General features: G+C 64.0%; 20 protein-coding genes and 4 tRNA genes. 20 read left to right on the forward strand and 4 right to left on the reverse strand.

The features are described from left to right. Positions 1–175: 175 nt before the first annotated feature. Positions 176–1,720 (forward strand): class I adenylate-forming enzyme family protein, encoded by a 1,545-nt coding sequence (locus C1876_RS16315; protein ID WP_158544727.1) that lies wholly within the window; start codon positions 176–178, stop codon positions 1,718–1,720. A gap of 80 nt (positions 1,721–1,800) precedes the next feature. Here C1876_RS16315 and C1876_RS16320 read toward each other — a convergent pair whose 3' ends face one another. Next, the gene (locus C1876_RS16320; RefSeq protein ID WP_114547786.1) at positions 1,801–3,087 is read right to left on the reverse strand and encodes an aspartate aminotransferase type Ic; all 1,287 of its coding nucleotides are present in this window, start codon (positions 3,085–3,087) and stop codon (positions 1,801–1,803) included. Positions 3,088–3,284: 197 nt separating this feature from the next. On the opposite strand from C1876_RS16320, the gene C1876_RS16325 reads away from it, so the two are divergent. The 17 genes from C1876_RS16325 (at position 3,285) to C1876_RS16405 (ending at position 14,759) form a co-directional block, all read left to right on the forward strand. Beyond that, positions 3,285–4,859, forward strand: coding sequence for a sodium/proline symporter (locus tag C1876_RS16325; protein WP_114547787.1), 1,575 nt, complete (start codon positions 3,285–3,287; stop codon positions 4,857–4,859). Positions 4,860–5,207: 348 nt separating this feature from the next. After that, positions 5,208–6,299, forward strand: coding sequence for a C40 family peptidase (locus C1876_RS16330; RefSeq protein WP_244910186.1), 1,092 nt, complete (start codon positions 5,208–5,210; stop codon positions 6,297–6,299). Between the two features lie 165 nt (positions 6,300–6,464). Further along, positions 6,465–7,580 (forward strand): C40 family peptidase, encoded by a 1,116-nt coding sequence (locus C1876_RS16335; RefSeq protein ID WP_114547789.1) that lies wholly within the window; start codon positions 6,465–6,467, stop codon positions 7,578–7,580. A gap of 64 nt (positions 7,581–7,644) precedes the next feature. Beyond that, positions 7,645–8,157 (forward strand): YbhB/YbcL family Raf kinase inhibitor-like protein, encoded by a 513-nt coding sequence (locus C1876_RS16340; protein ID WP_114547790.1) that lies wholly within the window; start codon positions 7,645–7,647, stop codon positions 8,155–8,157. A gap of 15 nt (positions 8,158–8,172) precedes the next feature. Beyond that, positions 8,173–8,676 (forward strand): DNA-deoxyinosine glycosylase, encoded by a 504-nt coding sequence (locus C1876_RS16345; protein ID WP_114547791.1) that lies wholly within the window; start codon positions 8,173–8,175, stop codon positions 8,674–8,676. A 205-nt stretch (positions 8,677–8,881) separates the two neighbouring features. After that, positions 8,882–8,966: transfer RNA gene (locus C1876_RS16350), tRNA-Tyr, on the forward strand. A gap of 6 nt (positions 8,967–8,972) precedes the next feature. Next, positions 8,973–9,048: transfer RNA gene (locus tag C1876_RS16355), tRNA-Thr, on the forward strand. 11 nt (positions 9,049–9,059) lie between these two features. Then, positions 9,060–9,136, forward strand: a tRNA-Met gene (locus tag C1876_RS16360). An 87-nt stretch (positions 9,137–9,223) separates the two neighbouring features. Further along, positions 9,224–10,426, forward strand: a complete 1,203-nt coding sequence (gene tuf / locus C1876_RS16365; RefSeq protein WP_114547792.1) for an elongation factor Tu — start codon at positions 9,224–9,226, stop codon at positions 10,424–10,426. Positions 10,427–10,533: 107 nt separating this feature from the next. Continuing rightward, on the forward strand, positions 10,534–10,683 hold the full coding sequence (gene rpmG, locus C1876_RS16370) for a 50S ribosomal protein L33 (RefSeq protein WP_080803366.1): 150 nt from the start codon (positions 10,534–10,536) through the stop codon (positions 10,681–10,683). Between the two features lie 25 nt (positions 10,684–10,708). Then, positions 10,709–10,785: transfer RNA gene (locus C1876_RS16375), tRNA-Trp, on the forward strand. A gap of 106 nt (positions 10,786–10,891) precedes the next feature. Further along, the gene (gene secE / locus C1876_RS16380; RefSeq protein ID WP_114547793.1) at positions 10,892–11,347 is read left to right on the forward strand and encodes a preprotein translocase subunit SecE; all 456 of its coding nucleotides are present in this window, start codon (positions 10,892–10,894) and stop codon (positions 11,345–11,347) included. Between the two features lie 4 nt (positions 11,348–11,351). Further along, positions 11,352–11,882, forward strand: coding sequence for a transcription termination/antitermination protein NusG (gene nusG, locus C1876_RS16385; RefSeq protein WP_009306289.1), 531 nt, complete (start codon positions 11,352–11,354; stop codon positions 11,880–11,882). A gap of 124 nt (positions 11,883–12,006) precedes the next feature. Then, positions 12,007–12,507, forward strand: a complete 501-nt coding sequence (gene rplK / locus C1876_RS16390; RefSeq protein ID WP_114547794.1) for a 50S ribosomal protein L11 — start codon at positions 12,007–12,009, stop codon at positions 12,505–12,507. 113 nt (positions 12,508–12,620) lie between these two features. After that, the gene (rplA, locus tag C1876_RS16395) at positions 12,621–13,334 is read left to right on the forward strand and encodes a 50S ribosomal protein L1 (RefSeq protein WP_114547795.1); all 714 of its coding nucleotides are present in this window, start codon (positions 12,621–12,623) and stop codon (positions 13,332–13,334) included. Between the two features lie 240 nt (positions 13,335–13,574). Beyond that, positions 13,575–14,543, forward strand: a complete 969-nt coding sequence (locus C1876_RS16400; RefSeq protein ID WP_244910187.1) for an SPFH domain-containing protein — start codon at positions 13,575–13,577, stop codon at positions 14,541–14,543. A gap of 45 nt (positions 14,544–14,588) precedes the next feature. Beyond that, on the forward strand, positions 14,589–14,759 hold the full coding sequence (locus tag C1876_RS16405) for a type II toxin-antitoxin system antitoxin (RefSeq protein ID WP_211309573.1): 171 nt from the start codon (positions 14,589–14,591) through the stop codon (positions 14,757–14,759). Positions 14,760–14,798: 39 nt separating this feature from the next. Here C1876_RS16405 and C1876_RS16410 read toward each other — a convergent pair whose 3' ends face one another. Then, positions 14,799–16,112: a hypothetical protein gene (locus C1876_RS16410; RefSeq protein ID WP_114547797.1), complete on the reverse strand. Its 1,314-nt coding sequence runs from the start codon at positions 16,110–16,112 to the stop codon at positions 14,799–14,801. 188 nt (positions 16,113–16,300) lie between these two features. Here C1876_RS16410 and map point away from each other — a divergent pair, with 188 nt between their 5' ends. Beyond that, positions 16,301–17,071, forward strand: coding sequence for a type I methionyl aminopeptidase (gene map / locus C1876_RS16415; protein ID WP_114547798.1), 771 nt, complete (start codon positions 16,301–16,303; stop codon positions 17,069–17,071). A 29-nt stretch (positions 17,072–17,100) separates the two neighbouring features. Here map and C1876_RS16420 read toward each other — a convergent pair whose 3' ends face one another. Together C1876_RS16420 and C1876_RS16425 are read right to left on the reverse strand one after the other, a co-directional pair. Next, entirely contained in the window at positions 17,101–17,448 is a 348-nt protein-coding gene (locus C1876_RS16420; protein ID WP_114547799.1) for an SdpI family protein, read from the reverse strand. Between the two features lie 4 nt (positions 17,449–17,452). Then, positions 17,453–18,739, reverse strand: a complete 1,287-nt coding sequence (locus tag C1876_RS16425) for a carboxylate--amine ligase (protein WP_114547800.1) — start codon at positions 18,737–18,739, stop codon at positions 17,453–17,455. A 153-nt stretch (positions 18,740–18,892) separates the two neighbouring features. On the opposite strand from C1876_RS16425, the gene asnB reads away from it, so the two are divergent. Then, positions 18,893–20,854 (forward strand): asparagine synthase (glutamine-hydrolyzing), encoded by a 1,962-nt coding sequence (gene asnB / locus C1876_RS16430; protein ID WP_114547801.1) that lies wholly within the window; start codon positions 18,893–18,895, stop codon positions 20,852–20,854. The last annotated feature ends 82 nt before the right edge of the window (positions 20,855–20,936 follow it).

Genomic DNA, 20,936 nt, shown 5'->3' on the forward strand with positions numbered 1-20,936 from the left:
GGGGAGGCACCGCGGCTCACCCTGCACGCCCGAGCGCGAGGGCTTGGGTTTCAGCATCCCCCCCATCCGCATCCCTCCCTCTCCCTCATATCCCCCAAACTGCGGATGGCACCCGGCTTCCCGCTTCGGTATCGTCATGGGCGAGCGCAATGCAAACGCGGCGAAAGGGCAACCTATGGCTTGGTGCGAACGCGAGTACTTCCTCGAGGGCCTCGACCTGCAGACGGCGCCCGACCACTGGGCGCGCCTCAAACCCCGCCACCCGGCGTTCATCGACGCCGAGCGGCGCCTCACCTACGCCGACTTCGCGAAGCTCGTCAGCCGCTGCGCATCGGGCTTGCGCGCCGCGGGCCTCGAGCGGGGCGATATCGTCGTGGTCATGCTGCCGAACTGGCACGAGGCCCCTATCGTGCTGTTCGCGGCAGCGCGCGTGGGCGCCACGCTCGTGTTCTGCGACGAGGTGATGGAGGAGGGCGACCTCGCCCTGCGCCTCGAGCGCGTCGATCCCGCCTTCGTCGTGCTCGCACGCGCCGACCTCGCCGACGCCGCGCGCGCCCACGCGCCCCGTGCCCGCATCGTCACCGTGCGCTTCGACGCCCCCGGCTGCACAACGTTCGCCGACCTGCTCGCCGGCGGCGCGGACACCTGCGAACCCGCGCCCGTCGACGTGATGGAGGACCCGTTCGTCATCGCGTTCACCTCGGGCTCGACCGGCCTCGCCAAAGGCGTCGTGCTGTCGCAGGAAAGCTCGCTGTTCTCCTGGCGTGGTTACGGGCGCGCCATGCAGTGCACATCCGACGACGTGTTCGCCGTGCCCATCCCGCTGTCGCATATGTTCGGCGTGAACATGGGCATCGTGCTGCCGGTCATGTTCGGCGCAACGGCCGTGCTCGTGGAGAAGTTCGCGCCGCACGACCTGCTGCGCACTATCGAGCGCGAGCGCGTGTCGGTGATCTACGGCGTGCCCACCGTGTTCGGCCGGCTGCTGCTCGACCTGAAGAGGCATCCGGTGGATCTCTCGAGCGTGCGCACGGGGCTCGTCGGCTCGGCCACGGTGGCCAAGGAGCTCGTCGAGGACGTGTGGGAGCGCCTGCACTGCCGCGTGGTGGTGGGCTACGGCTCCACCGAGGCCGTCGCCGTCACCTGCACCACGGTGGAAGACGACCTCGCGCACACGGCTTCCACGGTGGGCCGTCCGTTTCCCGGCGTGGAGGTGCGGCTGCTCGGCGACGACGGCGTGCTGCGCGAGCGGGGCGAGGGCGAGCTCGTCGTGCGCAGCCCCTGCATGATGCGGCGCTACTGGCACGATCCTGCGCGCACCGCCGAGGCGTACGTCGAGGGGTGGCTGCGCACGGGCGACGCCGCGTCGCTCGACGACGAGGGGTACGCGCGCATCCTCGGGCGCATCGACGGCATGATCATCCGCGGCGGCTTCAACGTGTACGCCGCCGAGCTCGAGCACCTCTACAGCGCCCATCCCGCCGTGCTCGAAGCGGCCGCCTTCCCGCTGCCGCATCCCGAGCTCGGCCAGCAGATCGTGCTCGCGCTCACGTGCAAACGCGGCACGGTCATGGACCAGGCGGCGTTCCGCCAGTGGGCCGAGGGCCGCATCGCGAAGTTCAAGCTGCCTGACCGCGTCGTGTTCTTCCATCAGCTGCCGCAGCTGCCCACCGGCAAGATCGACGTCCAGGCCCTCAAGCAAGCCGTCGAGCACCCCTGACGAAAAGAGCCGCCCTCGGGCGGCTCTTCGCTACGGCTCATCGAACGCGTACGCGGCGGCGAACGCGAGCGCGTCGTCGCTTAACCCAGCAGCTTCTCCACGTAAGCCAGCTTCACGCAGGTGGTGAACACGTCCATGGCCTCGTCGAGCTCCTCGAGCGGCGGCAGCGTGGGGGCGATGCGGATGTTGGAATCCTGCGGGTCTTGCTTGTACGGGTACGTCGCGCCGGCGCCCGTCATGGTCACGCCCGCCTCTTTCGCCAGCCCCACGATGCGCTTGGCGCATCCCTCGGGCGCGTCGAACGACACGAAGTAGCCGCCGCGCGGGTTCGACCAGCTGCAGCCGCCCACCTCGTCGAGGCCCTCTTCCAGCTTGGCGTTCACCAGCTCGAACTTCGGGCGCAGGATGGCGGCGTGCTTCGCCATATGCGCGGCCAGGCCTGCGGCGTCTCCCAAAAAGCGCACGTGGCGCAGCTGGTTCAGCTTGTCGTGGCCGATGGTCTGCACGCCCACGCGCTTTTTGATCTCGGCGATGTTCGCCGGGCTCGCGGCCATGGCTGAGATGCCCGCGCCGGGGAAGGTCACCTTCGACGTGGAGGCGAACTTGAACGCACGGTCGGCGTTGCCGGCCTCGGCGCACGCCTTCGCGATGTCGAGCAGCTGATCCTGCTCGGCCGCCTCGTCGAACAGATGGTGCACGCAGTACGCGTTGTCCCAGAAGATGCGGAAGTCGTCGGCGGCGCACTCCATGGCGGCCAAACGGCGCACGACCTCGTCGGAGTAGGTGACGCCGCCGGGGTTCGAGTACTTCGGCACGCACCAGATGCCCTTCACGGACGCGTCGGAGGCGGCGATGCGCTCCACCTCGTCCATGTCGGGGCCCTCGTCGGTCATCGGCACGGGGATCATCTCGATGCCGAACTCCTCGGTCACGCCGAAGTGGCGGTCGTAGCCGGGCGCGGGGCAGATCCACTTCACCGTCTCAAGCTGGCTCCACGGCTTCGAGCCCAGCGTGCCGAACATCCAGCAGCGGGCGAGGGTGTCGTACATGATGTTGAGGCTCGCGTTGCCGAACACGATCACGTTGTCGGGATCGTCGTCCAGCATGGAGGCCATGAACGCCTTGGCCTCGGGCAGGCCGAATCCCACGCCGTAGTTGCGGCAGTCGGTGCCGTCCTCGGCCACGCAGTCCTCCATCGTGGTCACGCTCTCGAGCATCCCCATGCTGAGGTCGAGCTGCGCCTTCGCGGGCTTGCCGCGCGCCATGTTGAGGCTTAAGCCCCGCGCCTTGATCTCGCCGTACTCGCGTTCGAGGTCTTCCTTGAGAGCCGCCAGCTGAGCGCTGTCCATCTCCGCGTACGTGGGCATCGTGCTTCCTTCCATCGTCGGTCGTGCGAGGCCGCGCCTGCGGCCCTCCTGTGTCGAGCATCCCTTCCAGTATAAAGATTAGGCCCATACGCGTCGATACCGTTTTCCGCAGCCCCTGCGCGCAACCTGTCGTATAATCCCAACGGTTCGCACATCGTCCGACCGGGGGTCGGACTGCACAGAGGGGAGGAACCTGCGTGGTTTCCAACGATTTTTGGGTGGTATTCGCGATGCTTCTGTACTTCGTCGCGGTGCTCACCATCGGCTTCGTGTACGCGAAGCGGTCGAACTCGTCGACGGCCGAGTACTTCCTCGGCGGGCGCGGCGTCGGGCCGTGGCTCACGGCGCTGTCGGCCGAAGCCTCCGACATGTCGGGGTGGCTGCTCATGGGCCTGCCGGGCGTGGCGTATTTCACGGGCGCGTCCGACGCCATGTGGACGGCCATCGGCCTGGCCATCGGCACGTACCTCAACTGGAAGTTCGTGGCGAAGCGTTTGCGGAAGTATTCCGTGGTGGCGGGCGATTCCATCACGCTGCCGGAATTCTACAGCAAGCGCTTCCACGACCATAAGAACATCGTGTCCACGGTGGCCGCGCTCATCATCATGGTGTTCTTCTGCGTGTACGTGGGCAGCTGCTTCGTGACCTGCGGCAAGCTGTTCGCCACGCTGTTCGGCCTCGACTACTCCACCATGATGGTGCTCGGGGCCATCATCGTGTTCCTCTACACGCTCGTGGGCGGCTACCTTTCGGTGGTCACCACCGACTTCGTGCAGGGCGTGCTCATGTTCTTCGCGCTGGCCACCGTGTTCGTGGGCTCGGTGGCGTGGGCGGGCGGCGTCGACAACACCGTCGCGTTCCTGCAGAACATCCCCGGCTTCCTGAGCGGCACCCAGATAGCGGTGCCCCTCGTGGACGATGCGGGCCGGCAGCTCGTCGAGAACGGCACGCCCCTGTTCGGCGACGCGGCCGCGTACCCCGTCATCACCATCGCTTCGATGCTGGCCTGGGGCCTCGGTTACTTCGGCATGCCGCAGGTGCTCGTGCGCTTCATGGGCATCCGCTCGGCCGACGAGGTGAAGAAGTCGCGCGTCATCGCCGTCGTGTGGTGCGTCGTGTCGCTGGCCTGCGGCATCTGCATCGGGTTGGTGGGGCGCGCCATCATCCCCGTCGACTTCGCCACGCAGGCTGCGGCCGAGAACGTGTTCATCGTGCTGTCCCGCATGATCCTGCCGCCGTTCATGTGCGGCGTCGTGGTGTCGGGCATCTTCGCCGCCTCCATGAGCTCGTCGTCGTCCTATCTGCTCATCGCCGGCTCGTCGGTGGCCGAGAACATCTTCCGCGGCGTCATCAAGAAGGACGCCACCGATCGGCAGGTCATGATCGTGGCGCGCCTCACGCTCGTGGCGGTGTTCATGTTCGGCATCATCGTGGCCTACGACGAGAACTCGTCCATCTTCGGGGTGGTGTCCTACGCCTGGGCGGGCCTCGGCGCCTCGTTCGGCCCCCTCACCCTGTGCGCGCTGTACTGGCGCCGCGCGAACATGCAGGGCGCGCTCGCGGGCATGCTCGTCGGCACGGCGGCGGTGCTCGTGTGGCACAACTTCGTCAAGCCCCTCGGCGGCGTGTTCGGCATCTACGAGCTGCTGCCCGCGTTCGTCCTGTCGCTTCTGGCCATCGTGATCGTATCGAAGCTCACGGCGCCCCCGTCGGAGGCGGTCGTCAACGAGTTCGACCATTATATGGACGAGGAAGCACAAGGCGCGCAGTAGTCGCTGAGCCTACGGTTCTACAACATCTAGAGGAGGCCACCCCATACCTTGTGGCCTCCTCGTTTGTTCTATATGCCCTGATGGCAAGCTTGTTAGCGGCTTCGCGACGGCCCGAAAACGCCTCCGGTTCGCGGGGAGGTCCAAGCGCACGTACTTTGATCTGGGGTTATGAAACGCGTTCACAACCTTTTTTGAGCATCGGCGCGAACGTGGTATTATGCGTTCAGCTTTTGCCCATACATACTACGTGCTCAATCTAGGAGGACTTCATACATGAGAGAGCATACAATCGGACTCAGTAGGCGAACGTTCCTCAGTGGCGCTGCCGCGCTTGGCGCCCTGTCCTTTATGGCTCCGACCGCCGCGTTTGCCGAGACGGCCGCTGAAAAGCAAGCCGAAGCCGATGCCGTCCGTAACCAGCTCGTCGGCCTGCAGGCCGATCTGGAGACGGCAGCTGACAACTACTACAAGGCCATCGAAGAGCAAGATGCCGCCAAGGCGGCGATGGAAGCCGAACAGGCCAAAATCGACGACGCTAACACGCAGATCGCCAGCTTGCAAGACAAGCTTGGCACGCGAGCGCGCAGCATGTACCGCTCCGGATCGACGAGCTTCCTCGATTTCGTCCTGGGTGCTTCTTCCTTCGAAGAGTTCACGCAGAACTGGGACCTGCTCAACCAGATGAACGAGAACGACGCGGACATGGTTGATCAGACGAAGACCCTGCGCGAAGAGCTGCAGGCCGCCAAAGACGAGTACGCCCGTCAGGAGTCCATCGCCGCAGCGAAGGCCGCCGAGGCCAAGCAGATCCAGGATGAGACCGAAGCCAAGGTCAATCAGGCTACCGAACTGGTCAACTCGCTCGACGCCGAAGCGCGCGAGCTCCTCGAGCAGGAGCAGGCCGCAGCCGCGGCCGCTGCAGCCGCCCAGGCCGCAGCCGAGGCCGAGGCGAAGCGCTTGGCCGAGGAAGCCGCGAACACGAACAACAACTCCGGCAACAACTACAACAACAATGGCGGCGGCAACTCCGACGGCGGTAACAACGGCGGTGGCGGCGGTGGTGGCACCGTGGTCTACCCGAGCCGCCCGGTTGGCAGCTACGACTCCGTCGTGGGCTACGCCATGAGCCGCATCGGCTGCCCCTACGTGTGGGCCGCCGAAGGCCCCGACGCGTTCGACTGCTCCGGCCTCGTCACGTGGGCGTATCGCCAGGTGGGCATTTCCCTGCCGCACCAGAGCGAGTCGCAGAAGGCCGCCGCAAGCTACGTGGGCTCGGTGTCCGAGGCGCGTCCCGGCGACGTCCTGTGGCGCTACGGCCACGTCGGCATCGCGGTGAGCGCGGGTGGCTCGCACTACGTGCACGCCCCCACCTTCGGCGCCTACGTGCGCGACACCGACTCCCTGTCGTGGGCGCAGTTCACGAACTGCCTGCAGTTCTAGCAATTCAGCATGATAAAGAAAGGAGGGCTTCGGTCCTCCTTTCTTTTATAGGTGCACCGATCTGGTGTTATGAACTGTGTCCACAACCTCTTTTTGAGCATCCTCTCGAACGTGGTATTATGCGTTCAGCCCATACCTATCCATGCTCAATCAAAGGGGACTCAGATGAGAGAGCATACCATCGGACTACGGAGGCGAACGTTCCTCAGTGGCGCCGCCGCGCTCGGCGCTCTCACCCTCATGGCTCCAACCGCCGCGTTCGCCGAGACGGCCGCTGAAAAGCAAGCGGAAGCCGATGCCGTCCGCAACCAGCTCGTCGGCCTGCAGGCCGAACTCGAGACGGCTGCCGACAACTATTATCGAGCGCTTGGCGAGCAGGACGATGCCAAAGCCGCCATGGAGGCCGAGCAGGCCAAAATCGACGATACCACCAGGAAGATCGCCGGCGTGCAAGAGAGGCTCGGCACGCGAGCGCGCAGCATGTACCGCTCCGGATCGACGAGCTTCCTCGATTTCGTCCTGGGTGCTTCCTCCTTCGAAGAGTTCACGCAGAACTGGGATTTGCTCAACCATGTGAACGCCGAAGACGCGGATATGGTTCACGAAGCGAAGACCCTGCGCGAGGAGCTGCAGGCCGCCAAGGACGAGTTCGCCCGTCAGGAATCCATCGCCGCGGCGAAGGCCGCCGAGGCCAAGCAGATCCAGGATGAGTCCCAAGCCAAGGTCGACCAGGCCGCCGAGCTGGTCAACTCGCTCGACGCCGAGGCGCGCGAGCTGCTCGAGCAAGAGCAGGCGGCTGCGGCGATTGCCGCAGCGGAGCAAGCTGCCGCCGAAGCCGCGGCAAAGGCCAGCGCCAATTCCGGTGGCAACGGCGGCGGGGGCGGGGGAGGAAACGGGGACGAACCGGGTCCGGTCTACCCGAGCCGCCCGGTTGGCAATTACGACTCCGTCGTGGGCTACGCCTTGAGCCGCATCGGCTGCCCCTACGTGTGGGCCGCCGAAGGCCCCGACGAGTTCGACTGCTCCGGCCTCGTCACGTGGGCGTATCGCCAGGTGGGCATCGTGGTGCCGCATCAGAGCGAAGATCAATACGCAGCTGCGGCCAACCGCGTGTCGGTGTCCGAAGCGCGACCCGGCGACGTGCTGTGGCGTTTCGGCCATGTCGGCATCGCGGTGAACGCGGGCGGGTCGCATTACGTTCATGCTCCGACGCCGGGTGCCTATGTGCGAGATACCGACCCGCTTTCGTGGTCGGGCTTCACGCATGCGTTGCAGTTCTAGCAGAACGGAGGGCTTCGGCCCTCTTTTCTTTTATACTGGGGGAGAAAGCGAAAGGAGATCGACCATGAACATTTCCGTCGAACTCGAGCACGGACTCCTGCCCGACCGTTTCGGCAAGCACGCGCCCGCCGCCTATCAGCTTGACGGCCATCCCATCCGATCGTTTCCCATCGAGATTTCGGACGTGCCCGTCGGCGCACGGTCGCTTGCGCTCACCTTGCTCGACTGGGACGCGATTCCCGTGGGCGGCTTCTGCTGGATCCATTGGATCGCGTGCAACTTCCCGTCCGACATCGCCCTCATCCCCGAAAACGTGAGCGCGTCCGGCGCCGTCGCGTGCGTGCAGGGTTCGAACAGCGACTGGTCGCCGTTCGCGGGCGGCCATACCGACCCGCGCATCATCCATCGCTACGCGGGTCCCTATCCGCCCGACAAGACGCACGAGTACACGCTCACGCTGTACGCGCTCGATTGCGAGCTCGATCTTGCCGAGGGTTACTTCCTCAACGAATTCCGCCGCGCTATCGAAGGACACGTGCTGGCCGAGGCAACCCTCAAACTGCCGAGCCGGGCGTAGGGGAGGGCCGTCGCCGTGGAAGCCTCCCGCATCGTCCATCCGCTCGCACCTATATATGATGAGCGTTCGCGCGTGCTCGTGCTGGGCACCATGCCCTCGCCGAAATCGCGGGAAGTGGGTTTTTACTACGGCCATCCGCACAACCGGTTCTGGAAGGTGCTCGCCGCGCTGTTCGACGAACCGGAACCCTGCGGCAACGAGGAGCGCACGGCCTTTCTGCTCGCGCATCGCATCGCGCTGTGGGACGTGCTCGCGTCGTGCACCATCGTCGGCGCCTCGGATGCGAGCATCGCCGACCCGGTGCCGAACGACCTGAGGCGCGTGGCGTCCGTCGCGCGCCTCGACGCCGTCTTCACCACGGGCACGAAGGCGACAACGTTATACCGTCGCTTCGGCGCGCCGCTCCTTCCAGAAATTCCTCAATGCGGTCTTCCGTCGACAAGCCCCGCAAACGCACGTATGCGCCTCGAGGCGTTGGTGGACGCGTACCGACCGCTGCGCGAGGCACTTGAGGGATGATCAGCGTGGAAGCGATGGGGGAGCGTGCTCGTTCTCAAAGCGGCGAGGTCGAGAAAAGGAGGATTAGTGGAGACACACCCGGGGGCGTGTAGACAGTTGACACGGTGGTGATCCTAGCGTATTATTCTCCTGCTCGCGCGTTCGGATTCACCGAAAAGCGCGGCAGGCAGCTTGATAAATACACATGAATTAAGCAGCGAATCATGGGCGTGTGCCCGAGTGGCTAAAGGGGACGGGCTGTAAACCCGTTGGCTATGCCTACCTAGGTTCGAATCCTAGCGCGCCCACCATTATTCGCCTGTGTAGCTCAGTCGGTAGAGCACTTCCTTGGTAAGGAAGAGGTCGTCGGTTCAAGTCCGATCGCAGGCTCCATTTTGCTACATGGCGGTGTAGCTCAGTTGGTTAGAGCACACGGTTCATACCCGTGGCGTCACTGGTTCAAATCCAGTCACCGCTACCATTGTATTATCTCGCGTCCGCTTTGTCGGACGCGTCGTTATTTTGTTTTCGTTTCGCTACGAGCGATCCTATTAGAGGAGGATGAAACATGGCTAAGGCTAAGTTCGAGCGTTCCAAGCCGCATGTTAACATCGGCACCATCGGTCACGTCGACCACGGCAAGACGACCCTGACGGCCGCCATTTCCAAGACGCTGTCCGAGAACGACGGCACCCACGGTTCCGCCCATGCGGACTTCACGGCTTTCGAGAACATCGACAAGGCCCCCGAAGAGCGCGAGCGCGGCATCACGATCTCCATTGCTCACATCGAGTACGAGACGGATTCCCGCCACTACGCCCACGTTGACTGCCCCGGTCACGCTGACTACGTCAAGAACATGATCACGGGTGCTGCTCAGATGGACGGCGCCATCCTCGTCATCGCCGCCACCGACGGCCCGATGGCCCAGACTCGCGAGCACATCCTGCTCGCCCGTCAGGTCGGCGTTCCCTACATCGTCGTGTTCCTGAACAAGTGCGACATGGTGGACGACGAAGAGCTTCTCGAGCTCGTCGAGATGGAAGTTCGCGAGCTGCTCGACAGCTACGAGTTCCCCGGCGACGACACCCCGATCATCCGCGGCTCCGCCCTGAAGGCCCTCGAGGGCGACAAGGCGTGGCAGGACAAGGTCTGGGAGCTCATGGAGGCTGTTGACTCCTACATCCCGACGCCGGAGCGCATGGTTGACAAGCCGTTCCTGATGGCTGTCGAGGATACGATGACCATCACCGGCCGCGGCACCGTTGCCACCGGTCGTGTCGAGCGTGGTACGCTGCATGTCAACGACCCGCTGGAGATCATCGGCATCAAGGAGACCGCCAACACGGTCTGCACCGGCATCGAAATGTTCCGCAAGCTGCTCGACGAGGCTCAGGCCGGCGACAACATCGGCTGCCTGCTCCGCGGCGTCAAGCGCGAGGACATCGTTCGCGGCCAGGTTCTCTGCAAGCCCGGTAGCGTGACCCCGCACACCGAGTTTGAGGGCCAGGTCTACATCCTGACGAAGGAAGAGGGCGGCCGACACACGCCGTTCTTCGACGGCTACCGTCCGCAGTTCTACTTCCGCACGACGGACGTGACGGGCGTTGCCCACCTTCCCGAGGGCACCGAAATGGTCATGCCGGGCGACAACGTGGAGATCAAGGGCGAGCTCATTCACCCGATCGCCATGGAAGACGGCCTGCGCTTCGCTATCCGCGAGGGTGGCCGCACGGTCGGCTCGGGTCGTGTTACGAAGATCATCAAGTAACACTGCTGTAGCGTAATCATGCGGGGCCCGCTCGTGCGGGCCCCGTTTATGAGAATTCATGTGTATGAGATCCAAGCTCGTTTCAGTTTTGGCATAAAGGAGAATTCATGCGTACGTTGGTCACTTTGGCGTGCACGGAGTGCAAGCGCCGTAACTACACGACCAAGAAGAACAAGCAGAACAATCCTGATCGTATCGAGTTGAAGAAGTACTGCAAGTGGTGCCAGTGCCACACGGTGCACAAGGAAACCCGATAGCGTATCAGAGGTTTGGCACGAGCATAGGCCAGTAGCTCCAATTGGTAGAGCGGCGGTCTCCAAAACCGCATGTTGGGGGTTCGAGTCCCTCCTGGCCTGCCAGCTCGAGTATATGAGCAGCTTGCATCAGGTTGCTTGGATGAGCAGCTTGTGATCAGGCTGCTTGTTTGGCGTTTACACGGATACGGATCCCCGGTTAAGGAATCAGATGGCGAAGAAATCAAAGACACAGCGAGCGAAGGCGTCTGCTGCCCGCGCCACCCGCAAGGAACAGGCGCTTGAGGCTGAAGCCGCTGCCGCGGCGAACAAGAACGCCGAAGCCGATGCTGCTGCGACCGAGGCGCCTAAGAAGCGGTTTTTCAAGAAGGCCGAAAAGAGCGACGCGTCCGCAGACGGCGGCAAGCAGGCAAAGGCTTCCAGCAAGAGCGTTGAGAAGAAGGTCGAGAAGGCCCCTGAGAAGAAGCCCGCTAAGAAGCGGCGTTTCGGGTTTCTCAAGGACGTGCGTTCCGAGCTGAAGCGTGTGACCTGGCCGACGAAGCAAGACGTGCTGCGTTGGAGCGTCGTGGTTGTGGTTGCGCTCGTGTTCTTCGGTGCCTATGTTGCGTTGCTCGACAACGTCATCATCACGCCGTTGCTGATTGCTATTTCCGGTTTGGGGGTCTAAACGCATGGCGAAGAAGTGGTACGTCCTGCATACGTATTCAGGATACGAGAACAAGGTGAAGAAGAACCTCGAGACGCGCATCGAAACGATGGGCCTCGAGAACAACGTCTTCGGCATCGAGATCCCGACGGAGATGGTCACCGAGATCAAAGAGGGTGGCCGTCGCGTTGAGAGCGAGAAAAAGGTGTTTCCGGGCTACGTGCTCGTTCGTATGGAGTTGGACGATCGCAGCTGGGCTGCGGTTCGCAACACGCCGGGTGTGACCGGGTTCGTGGGTGCCGATGGCAACCCCGCTCCGCTCACGCGCGACGAGTACAACAAGATCATGAAGCGCACGAGCCGCGAGGCTCCGAAGAAGACCTCGTCGAGCCTCGAAGTGGGGCAGTCGGTGAAGGTGGTCTCGGGCCCGCTCGCCGAGTTCGACGGCGTGGTGTCCGAGGTTTCCCCGGATGCCGGCAAGGTGAAGGTCATGGTCTCCATCTTCGGCCGCGAAACGCCGGTCGAGCTTTCGTTCGATCAGGTGGCCAAGATTTAGGTTGTGAACACAAGCGGCGTCGCGTGCCCGCGTGGACCGGGGCTTCTCATTCGACTCATGCCGCTTTGTTGATAGATTCAAGTTTTACGATTTTGCGATTGTGATCAGCTGAAAGGAAGCTCTCATGGCTGAAAAGAAACAAACCGGCTTTATCAAGCTGCAAATCCCGGCTGGTGCCGCGAACCCGGCTCCTCCGGTTGGCCCGGCGCTCGGTGCCCAGGGCGTCAACATCATGCAGTTCTGCCAGGCGTTCAACGCCCAGACGCAGGACCAGTCCGGCACCATCATCCCGGTCGAGATCACGGTGTACGAGGACAAGTCGTTCACGTTCGTGTGCAAGACCCCGCCGGCGGCCATCCTCATCAAGGAGCGCCTCGGCATCAAGAGCGGCGCGGGCATCCCGCACATGCAGGTTGCCGGTACGCTCACGGAGGACCAGCTCCGCGAGATCGCCGAGATCAAGATGCCGGACCTCAATGCCAACACCATCGAGGCCGCCATGGAGATCATCGCCGGTACGGCCCGCAGCATGGGCGTGCGCATCGAAGGCCGCGACATGAAGATCAAGTACGTGCCTTCCAAGAAGGTTGCGGCTATGCTTCAGGGCAAGACGCTGGAAGACTAACTCCAGCTTCGACGTTTGGAATAGTCGGCCGCCGCACCCCGGCGGCCGTCGTTCGATAGACAACAGTGGAAGAGCGCTTCGCGCGCTCGCTACGCACCACGAAAGGAAGTACCATGACGAAGCTTTCCAAGAACTACCGCGCTGCGGTCGAGAAGATCGGTGAGGAGACGCGTGCTCCGCTCGCGGCTCTCGCGCTCGTGAAGGACGTCGCGTTCGCGAAGTTCGACGAGACGGTTGAGGCGGACTTCCGCCTGGGCATCGACACCCGTCAGGCCGACCAGCAGCTCCGCGGCACCGTGAGCCTGCCGAACGGCTCGGGCAAGACCGTCCGCGTGGCCGTGTTCGCCGAGGGCGAAGCTGCCCGTGCCGCCGAAGAGGCGGGCGCTGACATCGTCGGCACCGACGAGCTCACGCAGCAGATTCAGGCCGGCGAGTTCAACTTCGACGCCGCCGTTGCCACCCCCGACCAGATGGGCAAGGTTGGTCGCCTGGGCAAGATCCTCGGCCCCCGCGGTCTCATGCCGAACCCCAAGCTGGGCACCGTCACCAACGACGTGGCCAAGGCCATCAACGAGCTCAAGGGCGGCCGCGTGGAGTACCGTGCCGACCGTTACGGCATCGCGCACGTCATCCTCGGCAAGGTGAGCTTCACCGCCGAGCAGCTCGCCGAGAACTACGGCGCTGTGTACGACGAGATCATCCGCATGAAGCCGGCTGCAGCCAAGGGCAAGTACGTGAAGTCCATCACCGTGTCCTCCACGATGAGCCCCGGCGTCTCGGTCGACCCGTCCGTGACCCGCAACTACACGGAAACCGCCGCCGAATAAGCGCGCAATCGCAATGAAAAAGGAGCCCCAAGGGGCTCCTTTTTTTGTGCCCTTGCTCTTTGGCGCGGGGAGAATGGGCGGTCTGTGCGACGGTTCCGCGCCGATTCGTGACGTACGCGGCGTGCGATATGCGCGGCGGGGGACGCCCACATCCCGAAGTCCTCCGCCGCGCAATCAGGTATTCCCAGCACGATCTCAATGTGATATCATATTCGTATCACCTCAGAGAAAGGGAAGATCATGTCCGTCGAGAAGACCGTGCATGCCAAGAGCGGGTGGCCCATGTTGGCCGTGTTGGTTGTCGTTACGGCGCTTTGCGTTGCGCTCATCGTAGCGGGAGCTCTGCTCATTCCACCCGAGGACGCGCCCGTGGCGACGGGGACTCAGGCGCTCGGGGTCGTGTTGCTCGTGGTGGGCATCCTCGCCATCTGCATCGTGCCGTTTCTCATCTTCATGGGCTTCTTCACGATCCAGCCGAACCAGGCGCGCGTGCTCATCCTGTTCGGCGACTACAAGGGCACCGTGCGCGACGAGGGCTTCCATTGGGCGAACCCGTTCTTCTCACGCAGCTCGGGCTCGACGTACGTGGCGGGCAAGGCGACGCCGCTTTCCACGAAAGTATCGCTGCGCGCCCGCACCTACAACGGCGAGCACCTCAAGGTGAACGACAAGTGCGGCAACCCCATCGAGATCGCCGACGTCATCGTGTGGCGCGTCGAGAACACCGCGAAGGCGCTGTTCGACGTGGACGACTACAACTCCTACGTGCATACGCAGAGCGAGACGGCCCTGCGCCATGTGGCCACCACGTACGCCTACGATCAGATGCCGGGAGAGCCCGACGGCGAGATCACGCTGCGCAGCAACATCGAGGAAGTGTCCGAGGCGCTCAAGGAAGAGCTGGCCGTGCGTCTCGAGAAGGCGGGCGTGATCATCGACGATGCGCGCCTCACGCATCTGGCGTACGCGCCGGAAATCGCCCAGGCCATGCTGCGTCGTCAGCAGGCCGAGGCCGTCATCGCCGCCCGCGAGAAGATCGTGCAGGGCGCGGTGGGCATGGTGGACATGGCGCTGACCGAGCTGTCCGCGAAGCGCGTGGTGGATCTGGACGACGAGCGCAAGGCGGCCATGGTGTCGAACCTCATGGTGGTGCTGTGCGGCGAGTCCGATGCGCAGCCGGTGCTGAACACGGGAACGCTGTACCAATAGGCCATGGCGAAACGGAAGCAATATCCCCTCCGTATCGATTCGGAGGTGTGGGCAGGCATCGAGCGGTGGGCCGCCGACGACCTGCGCAGCGTGAACGCCCAGGTGGAGTTCATCCTGCGCCGTGCGCTCAAAGACGCCGGGCGGCTCAAGCCGTCCGGCGCTGAGAACCCCGAGCAAACCGGAGGGGAAGGCGACGACGAAACGCCCGCGGAGTGATCCGCGGGCGTTTTCGCGTTCAAAGCCGGTGCGGCGCGGCTAGGCCAGCACGGCTTCGCGTTCGAGCAGGTCCTCGCGAGCCGGGGCGCGCTTGGAATCGTGCTCGGCGCCTTGCACGCGGCCGAGCTTCGTGTTGTCCTCCTTGCGGTTGCGCAGGGCGCGCACAGGGCTCTCCTGGTCTTCCACGCGGTAGTCTTCGCCGTGCTCCTTTTGCAGCTCGCGGATGACGACATGGCTGGGCACGTCCTGCACGCGGCCGTTCACCCGGTCGTTCCATCCGAAGAAACGGTAGCCGCTCGGCAGATCGTCCACCTCGTCGAATTCCTCGCCCTTCGCGGTGAGCGTCACCTGCTCGTCGAGCACTTCGCGCACGTAGTCCTTCGTGGGGTGCAGGTCGAGCAGCTCGGGGAACGTGCCGTCGGGAATGAGGGCCTGCCACTCCTCGTCCTCGTACTTGTACAGGAGGTCGGCGGCCTTGTGCAGGTGCGCCACCTCCTGCTCGAAGTGATGCTCCCAAATCTTCTTCACGTACCGGTCGGTCTCGGTCTCGTAGAACGAGTAGTACAGGTAGCACTCCATGTACTCGCGCAGCAGCAGGTTCTGCAGCCACGTGGCCGAGGGGTCGAGCAGCGCGCCGTAGTGCGTGACGTGCTCTTCCTCCACCATGCCGATTTCCAGGTAGAGGTCGCGTGCGACGCCTTCGGGCTGGGTGTTGCCCAGGTTCATGTAGTAGTTCATGGTCTGCTGCTCGCCGGCGGTGAGGATGAGCGCGCCGAGCGTCGTGCGGATGTCGGCGGTCTTGGCGTTGCGCGGCGCGCGGATGGAGTCGAACGGATGGCGATGGTGCGCGATGGTGGGACGACCCGGCGTGATCTCGATGGTATCGCGCACGAGCTTGTGAGCGGGCAGATCCTCGTCCATCTTGAGCAGGTTCGCGTAGCGGTACAGGTGGTCGAAGTCCTCGAGCAGCGCGAAGTCCATGCAGGCCTTCGCGTAGTGGTCGGGCTCGTGCATGGCGAGCCAGGCCGTGAGGTCGACGGCCAGCTGCTCGTAGCCGATGGTGGTTTCGAGCGGCGTCTCGTCGGAAGGGGACAGCCAGTTCACGTGTTTCTGCTGCCCCTGCTCGATGCGGCGCAGCAGGGCGAGCTCGCGGCGCAGGTCGTTGTCCTCGCAATTGCGGTTGAAGTTATGGCCGAACATCACGGCTTCCACCTCGATGCCGTTCATGAGGATGATGCGCGCCTTCGTGTACGGATCGACGTCGAGTTTCTTGTACGGACGGGGCGAGAGGTCTTTCCAGTCGAGCATCATGTCCTCGATGGATGCGGTGGGCTTCTGGTCAAACGGGTTCATAGAGCCTCCTGTTCATTCGGGTGCCGTTCACGGGCCCATGCTAGCAAGCGCCGTGCGTGCGGGTTTCCGACCGCGCGGCGAGCGTTTCAGGAGCGTGAAGGGCCCGTAACGGCGACGGAAGCCGGAAGGGCAGTGCTATACTGGGCGGCGGCAAGCAAACGCATACGAGATAAGGTGAGCGAATCAGCATGATCATCAGGAAGTCTCCGGCCGAGATCGAGGCCATGAAGGAAGCGGGCCGTCTGTCGGCCAAGGTGCTGCGCGAAGTGGGCGCGCTCGTGCGTCCGGGCGTGTCGACGCTCGAGCTCGACGAGGCCGCCGAGGCGATCATCCGCAGCGAGGGCGGCATCCCCGCATTCAAGGGGTACGGCGGGTTCCCCGGCTCCATCTGCGCGTCGGTGAACGAGCAGATCGTGCACGGCATCCCCTCGCGCGGCGTCGTGCTGCGGGAGGGCGACATCATCTCCATCGACACGGGCGCCATCGTCGACGGGTGGGTGGGCGACAACGCGTGGACGTATGCGGTGGGCAAGATATCGCCCGAGAAGCAGCACCTGCTCGATACGACGGAGAAGTGCATGTGGGCCGGCCTCGACGCTGCGCGGGTGGGCAATCGCCTGGGCGACATCGGGCACGCCGTGCAGACCGTCGCCGAGGCCGAGGGCTACGGCGTGGTGCGCGAGTACGTAGGCCACGGCATCGGGCGCGACATGCACGAGGACCCGAACGTGCCGAACTTCGGTCGCAAGCACACCGGCGTGAAGCTGGAGGCCGGCATGGTGCTGGCCATCGAGCCCATGATCAACCTGGGCACGCATAAGACGCGCCAGATGCCCGACGGCTGGCTGGTGTGCACGCGCGACGGCTTGCCGTCCGCGCACTTCGAGAAGACGGTGGCCATCACCGAGGACGGCCTCGTCGTGCTCACCACCGAAGAAGGCCACAGGCGCCCGGTATAAGAAGGCTAGCCCGCATCATGCGGGCTTCGTTACTTCAAGCCGAAGGTCATCCAGACGAGGCCGAGAAGCAGGATGACGTCGACGATGATTTGAGATGCGATCATGACGATGCGGCCGCCGTTCGCATCGGTGCCGTGTACGAAACCCATGGCGGCCAGCTGATCCATGAAGACGTACATCAACGTGAGCAGCGCGCCGCAGCCCGCCACGATGAAGGCGACGACGAACGCGTCGTACTTCGACCCGACGGTATCGATGCCGTGTATCCCCGCATGTGTTGGGATGACGTCGGGTAGCACGAACAGCACGGCAAGCCCGGTTGCCGCAAGCGGCAACACGGTGAGTGCGATCATGGCAATGAGTCCGGAGCGTTTCACCGTGCTACTTCAGCTGCTTGCCGTCGGTGTCCCAGTAGAAGCGCTTGAACTTGGGAATCTGGTTCACGTGCATGGCCTTCGCCCAGAAGTTGTGGACGAACGAGTCGGGGCCGTAGTGCAGCGGGTAGGGCTCGGACGTGCGGCGCAGCGTCTCCACGGCCTGCTGCAGGCGCGCACGGTTCTCCATGCTGCGGTCGAGCACGTAGCGCGGCACGCAGCTGTAGACGAACGGGTTGTACGCCTCGCGGTACTCGATGGTCTCGCCGAGCAGGAACTCGCGCACGATGAGCTCGACGAAGTTCTGACCGCCCAGGCTGAGGTAGTAGGTGTTGCGCCCGCAGCGCGTGTTCACCTCGAAGAAGCGGAAGGAGCCGTCGCGCTCGTCGAACTTGATGTCGAAGTTCGCGAAGCCGCGGTAGCCCGTCTTTGCCAAAAAGCGCTTGGCGGCTTCGATGATGGCCTCCTCGCGCTCGCCCATGATGCACACGGGGTTGCCGAGTGCGGTGGGATCGTGGTCTTGCAGGCACACGACGCCGCCCGACACCACGCGCATATCGCCGGTTGCGTCGGAGAACGTGGTGAGCGTGCGGATGGCGTCGTCGCCGCCGGGGATGAAGTCCTGCAGCACGAGCTCGTTGTCGTAATCGGAGGCGCGGATGTCGCTCCACACCTGCGCCATCTCTTCGGGCGAGTCGATCTCGTAGATCTTGCGCTTGCGGGCGATGGTGGCATCCTGGAACTGCGCCGAGTTCGACGGCTTCGCGATGAGCGGGTAGGGCAGCTCGTGCACCGGCAGCTCGGCAGGGCCGTCCGGGCCGCACGAGAAGTACCACGTGCGCGGGAAGGGGATGCTCAGCTCTTCGCACAGCTCGTAGAAGCGGCGCTTCTGCGTGATGTCGTCGAGCAGGTCGAAGTCGATGTAGGGCACCGTGTAGCCGGCGGCCTCGAGGCGCGCCTTGCCCGACGAGAGCATGCGCGCATGGCAGTCGTCGCAGCCGAGCACGAGCAGCACGCGGTTGGGGTCTTCGGCCAGTGCGCGCGCGGCCGTGCGTTCGAGCGCGTCGTAGAGCCCCTCGGGTTCGTGGATGAGCGGCTCGAGGCGGTAGTCGGTGAAGCGGCTCGACGACAGCATCTTGATATCCTGCGTGGCCAGCACGATGGTGCGCTCGATGCCGTACGCGCGATGCAGCTCGCGCACGTAGCTGTAGGCGAGGATGTCGCCGCCGACGACGACGGGCTGCAAACGGCGCGTCACGTCGGCCGATGTGGCGATGCGGGGTGATGCGGACATGATCGAAATCTCCTTCAGATACGGTATACCGTAGCATTATCGCATAGCGCCTCGCACCTCGCGCGCGTTTCGTGAAAACCACCCGATTTGCTGGGCGGTTGCCGTATCATGTGAAGCTCACAGCGTCGTCACGTGAACAGGAGAACCAATCACATGTGCGGATTCGTGGGATTCACCGCGGTTGATTACGATACCGAGATCAATAAGGCGGTCGTGAAGGACATGGCCGATCGCATCGCCCACCGCGGGCCCGATGACGAGGGCTTCTTCGTGGACGACGGCATCGCGATGGGCTTCCGTCGCCTGTCCATCATCGACCTCGAGGGCTCGCGCCAGCCCATGCAGAACGCCGACGGCACCGTGACCGTCACGTTCAACGGCGAGATCTACAACTTCCAGGAGCTGCGCGCCGAGCTCGAGGCCTTGGGCTACCAATTCAAGACGAACGGCGACACCGAGACCATCGTGCACGGCTACGAGGCATGGGGCACCGACGTGTTCGAGAAGCTGCGCGGCATGTTCGCCATCGCCATCTGGGACGCGCCGAAGAAGCGGCTCGTGTGCGCGCGCGACCTGTTCGGCATCAAGCCGTTCTACTATCAGCACGACGGCAACCGCCTCATCTACGGCAGCGAGATCAAGGCGTTCCTCGCGCACCCGGCGTTCCGCAAGGAACTCAACAAGGAGATGCTGCCGCAGTACCTGTGCTTCGAGTACATGAACGACTCGCAGACCATGTTCAAGGACGTGCACAAGCTGCTGCCCGGCCACTTCATGGTGTTCGAGGACGGGAAGCTGAACATCGAGTGCTTCTACCACATCACGTACAAGATCGACGAGAGCAAGGGCCTTGACGAGTGGGCCGACGAGATCAACCGCGTGTTCGACGAATCCGTGGCGGCGCACGAGATTGCCGACGTGGAAATCGGCAGCTTCCTGTCGGGCGGCATCGACAGCTCGCTGGCCGCGTACTGCATGGGGCAGCACGCGCCGGACATCAAGACGTTCTCGGTGGGCTACGAGATCGGCTGCGAGGACAAGCTGGCCGAGATCAACGCGCTGCCCGACTTCGACATCAAGCTGAACGAGCTGGACGACGCCACCGCGTTCGCCGCATGGGCGAACCTGCCGAACTGGCAGGTGAAGGTGGACGCGCAGGAATTCCTCGACATCGTGCCCACCGAGCAGTACCACATGGACGAGCCCCTGGGCGCGCCGAGCGCCATCCCGCTGTTCTTCGTGAGCAAGCTGGCGCGCGAGCAGGTGAAGGTGGTGCAGTCGGGCGAGGGCGCCGACGAGCTGTTCGGCGGCTACTGGATCTACCACGACCAGTTCGAGTTCGACAAGTACTTCCGCGTGCCGCGCCCCCTGCGCGCCGCCGCGGGGGCCGTGGCCGAGAAGCTGCCGCCGTTCCATGGCCGCCGCTTCGCCATGCGCGGCTCGGGCGGGCCGGAGAAGAGCTACCAGCGCGCGAGCATGAACTACATGTGGGACGAGATTCCCAACGTGCTGAAGGACTACGCGGGCCCGTGCAAGCCGTGGGAGTGGTGCAAGCCGCACTTCGACGAGGCGGCGAAGCAGGACCTCGACATCATCACGCAGACGCAGTACGTGGACATGGTGAGCTACATGCCGTTCGACATCTGCCTGAAGGCCGACAAGATGTCCATGTCGCAGTCGCTCGAACTGCGCGTGCCCTTCCTCGACAAGAAGGTGCTCGACGTGGCGCTGCAGCTGCCCACCGCATGCCGCGTGGACGACGAGCACGCGAAGTACGCCCTGCGCGTGGCCGCGAGCAAGCTCGGTTTCCAGAAGAAGGTGGCGAACATGCCGAAGCAGCCGTTCATCACCCCGCTCACGGTGTGGCTGCAGACCGACCTGTACTACGACCGCATCAAGGAGGCGTTCACGGGCGAGGCCGCGCACGAGTTCTTCAACGTGGACTACCTCGTGCAGATGCTCGACGACCACAAGTCGGCCGACTTCTCTACGGTGGAGGGTCGCGGCAAGCTCAAGATGATGCGCATTTGGAACATCTACTGCTTCCTGTGCTGGTACGAGGTGTTCTTCGGGGCGTCGAGTGAGAAGCTCGCGCCGAAGACGAAGGTTGCGTAGGAAACCGCGCACCGCGAACATGCCTGACGACGGCCGCCCTCGGGCGGCCGTTTTTCGTGGGGGGAGAGGGGCGGTAACGGGT

The organism is Eggerthella sinensis (assembly GCF_003339815.1).
Taxonomy (GTDB): Bacteria; Actinomycetota; Coriobacteriia; order Coriobacteriales; family Eggerthellaceae; genus Eggerthella; species Eggerthella sinensis.

Coding starts and splice junctions, on each gene's coding strand:
- C1876_RS16335 (WP_114547789.1), top strand. CDS start 6,465: ATGAGAGAGCATACCATCGGACTACGGAGGCGAACGTTCCTCAGTGGC.
- rplA (WP_114547795.1), top strand. CDS start 12,621: ATGACGAAGCTTTCCAAGAACTACCGCGCTGCGGTCGAGAAGATCGGT.
- tuf (WP_114547792.1), top strand. CDS start 9,224: ATGGCTAAGGCTAAGTTCGAGCGTTCCAAGCCGCATGTTAACATCGGC.
- C1876_RS16410 (WP_114547797.1), bottom strand. CDS start 16,112: ATGAACCCGTTTGACCAGAAGCCCACCGCATCCATCGAGGACATGATG.
- rplK (WP_114547794.1), top strand. CDS start 12,007: ATGGCTGAAAAGAAACAAACCGGCTTTATCAAGCTGCAAATCCCGGCT.
- C1876_RS16425 (WP_114547800.1), bottom strand. CDS start 18,739: ATGTCCGCATCACCCCGCATCGCCACATCGGCCGACGTGACGCGCCGT.
- C1876_RS16330 (WP_244910186.1), top strand. CDS start 5,208: ATGGCTCCGACCGCCGCGTTTGCCGAGACGGCCGCTGAAAAGCAAGCC.
- secE (WP_114547793.1), top strand. CDS start 10,892: ATGGCGAAGAAATCAAAGACACAGCGAGCGAAGGCGTCTGCTGCCCGC.
- rpmG (WP_080803366.1), top strand. CDS start 10,534: ATGCGTACGTTGGTCACTTTGGCGTGCACGGAGTGCAAGCGCCGTAAC.
- nusG (WP_009306289.1), top strand. CDS start 11,352: ATGGCGAAGAAGTGGTACGTCCTGCATACGTATTCAGGATACGAGAAC.
- C1876_RS16400 (WP_244910187.1), top strand. CDS start 13,575: ATGTCCGTCGAGAAGACCGTGCATGCCAAGAGCGGGTGGCCCATGTTG.
- map (WP_114547798.1), top strand. CDS start 16,301: ATGATCATCAGGAAGTCTCCGGCCGAGATCGAGGCCATGAAGGAAGCG.
- C1876_RS16340 (WP_114547790.1), top strand. CDS start 7,645: ATGAACATTTCCGTCGAACTCGAGCACGGACTCCTGCCCGACCGTTTC.
- C1876_RS16320 (WP_114547786.1), bottom strand. CDS start 3,087: ATGCCCACGTACGCGGAGATGGACAGCGCTCAGCTGGCGGCTCTCAAG.
- C1876_RS16315 (WP_158544727.1), top strand. CDS start 176: ATGGCTTGGTGCGAACGCGAGTACTTCCTCGAGGGCCTCGACCTGCAG.
- asnB (WP_114547801.1), top strand. CDS start 18,893: ATGTGCGGATTCGTGGGATTCACCGCGGTTGATTACGATACCGAGATC.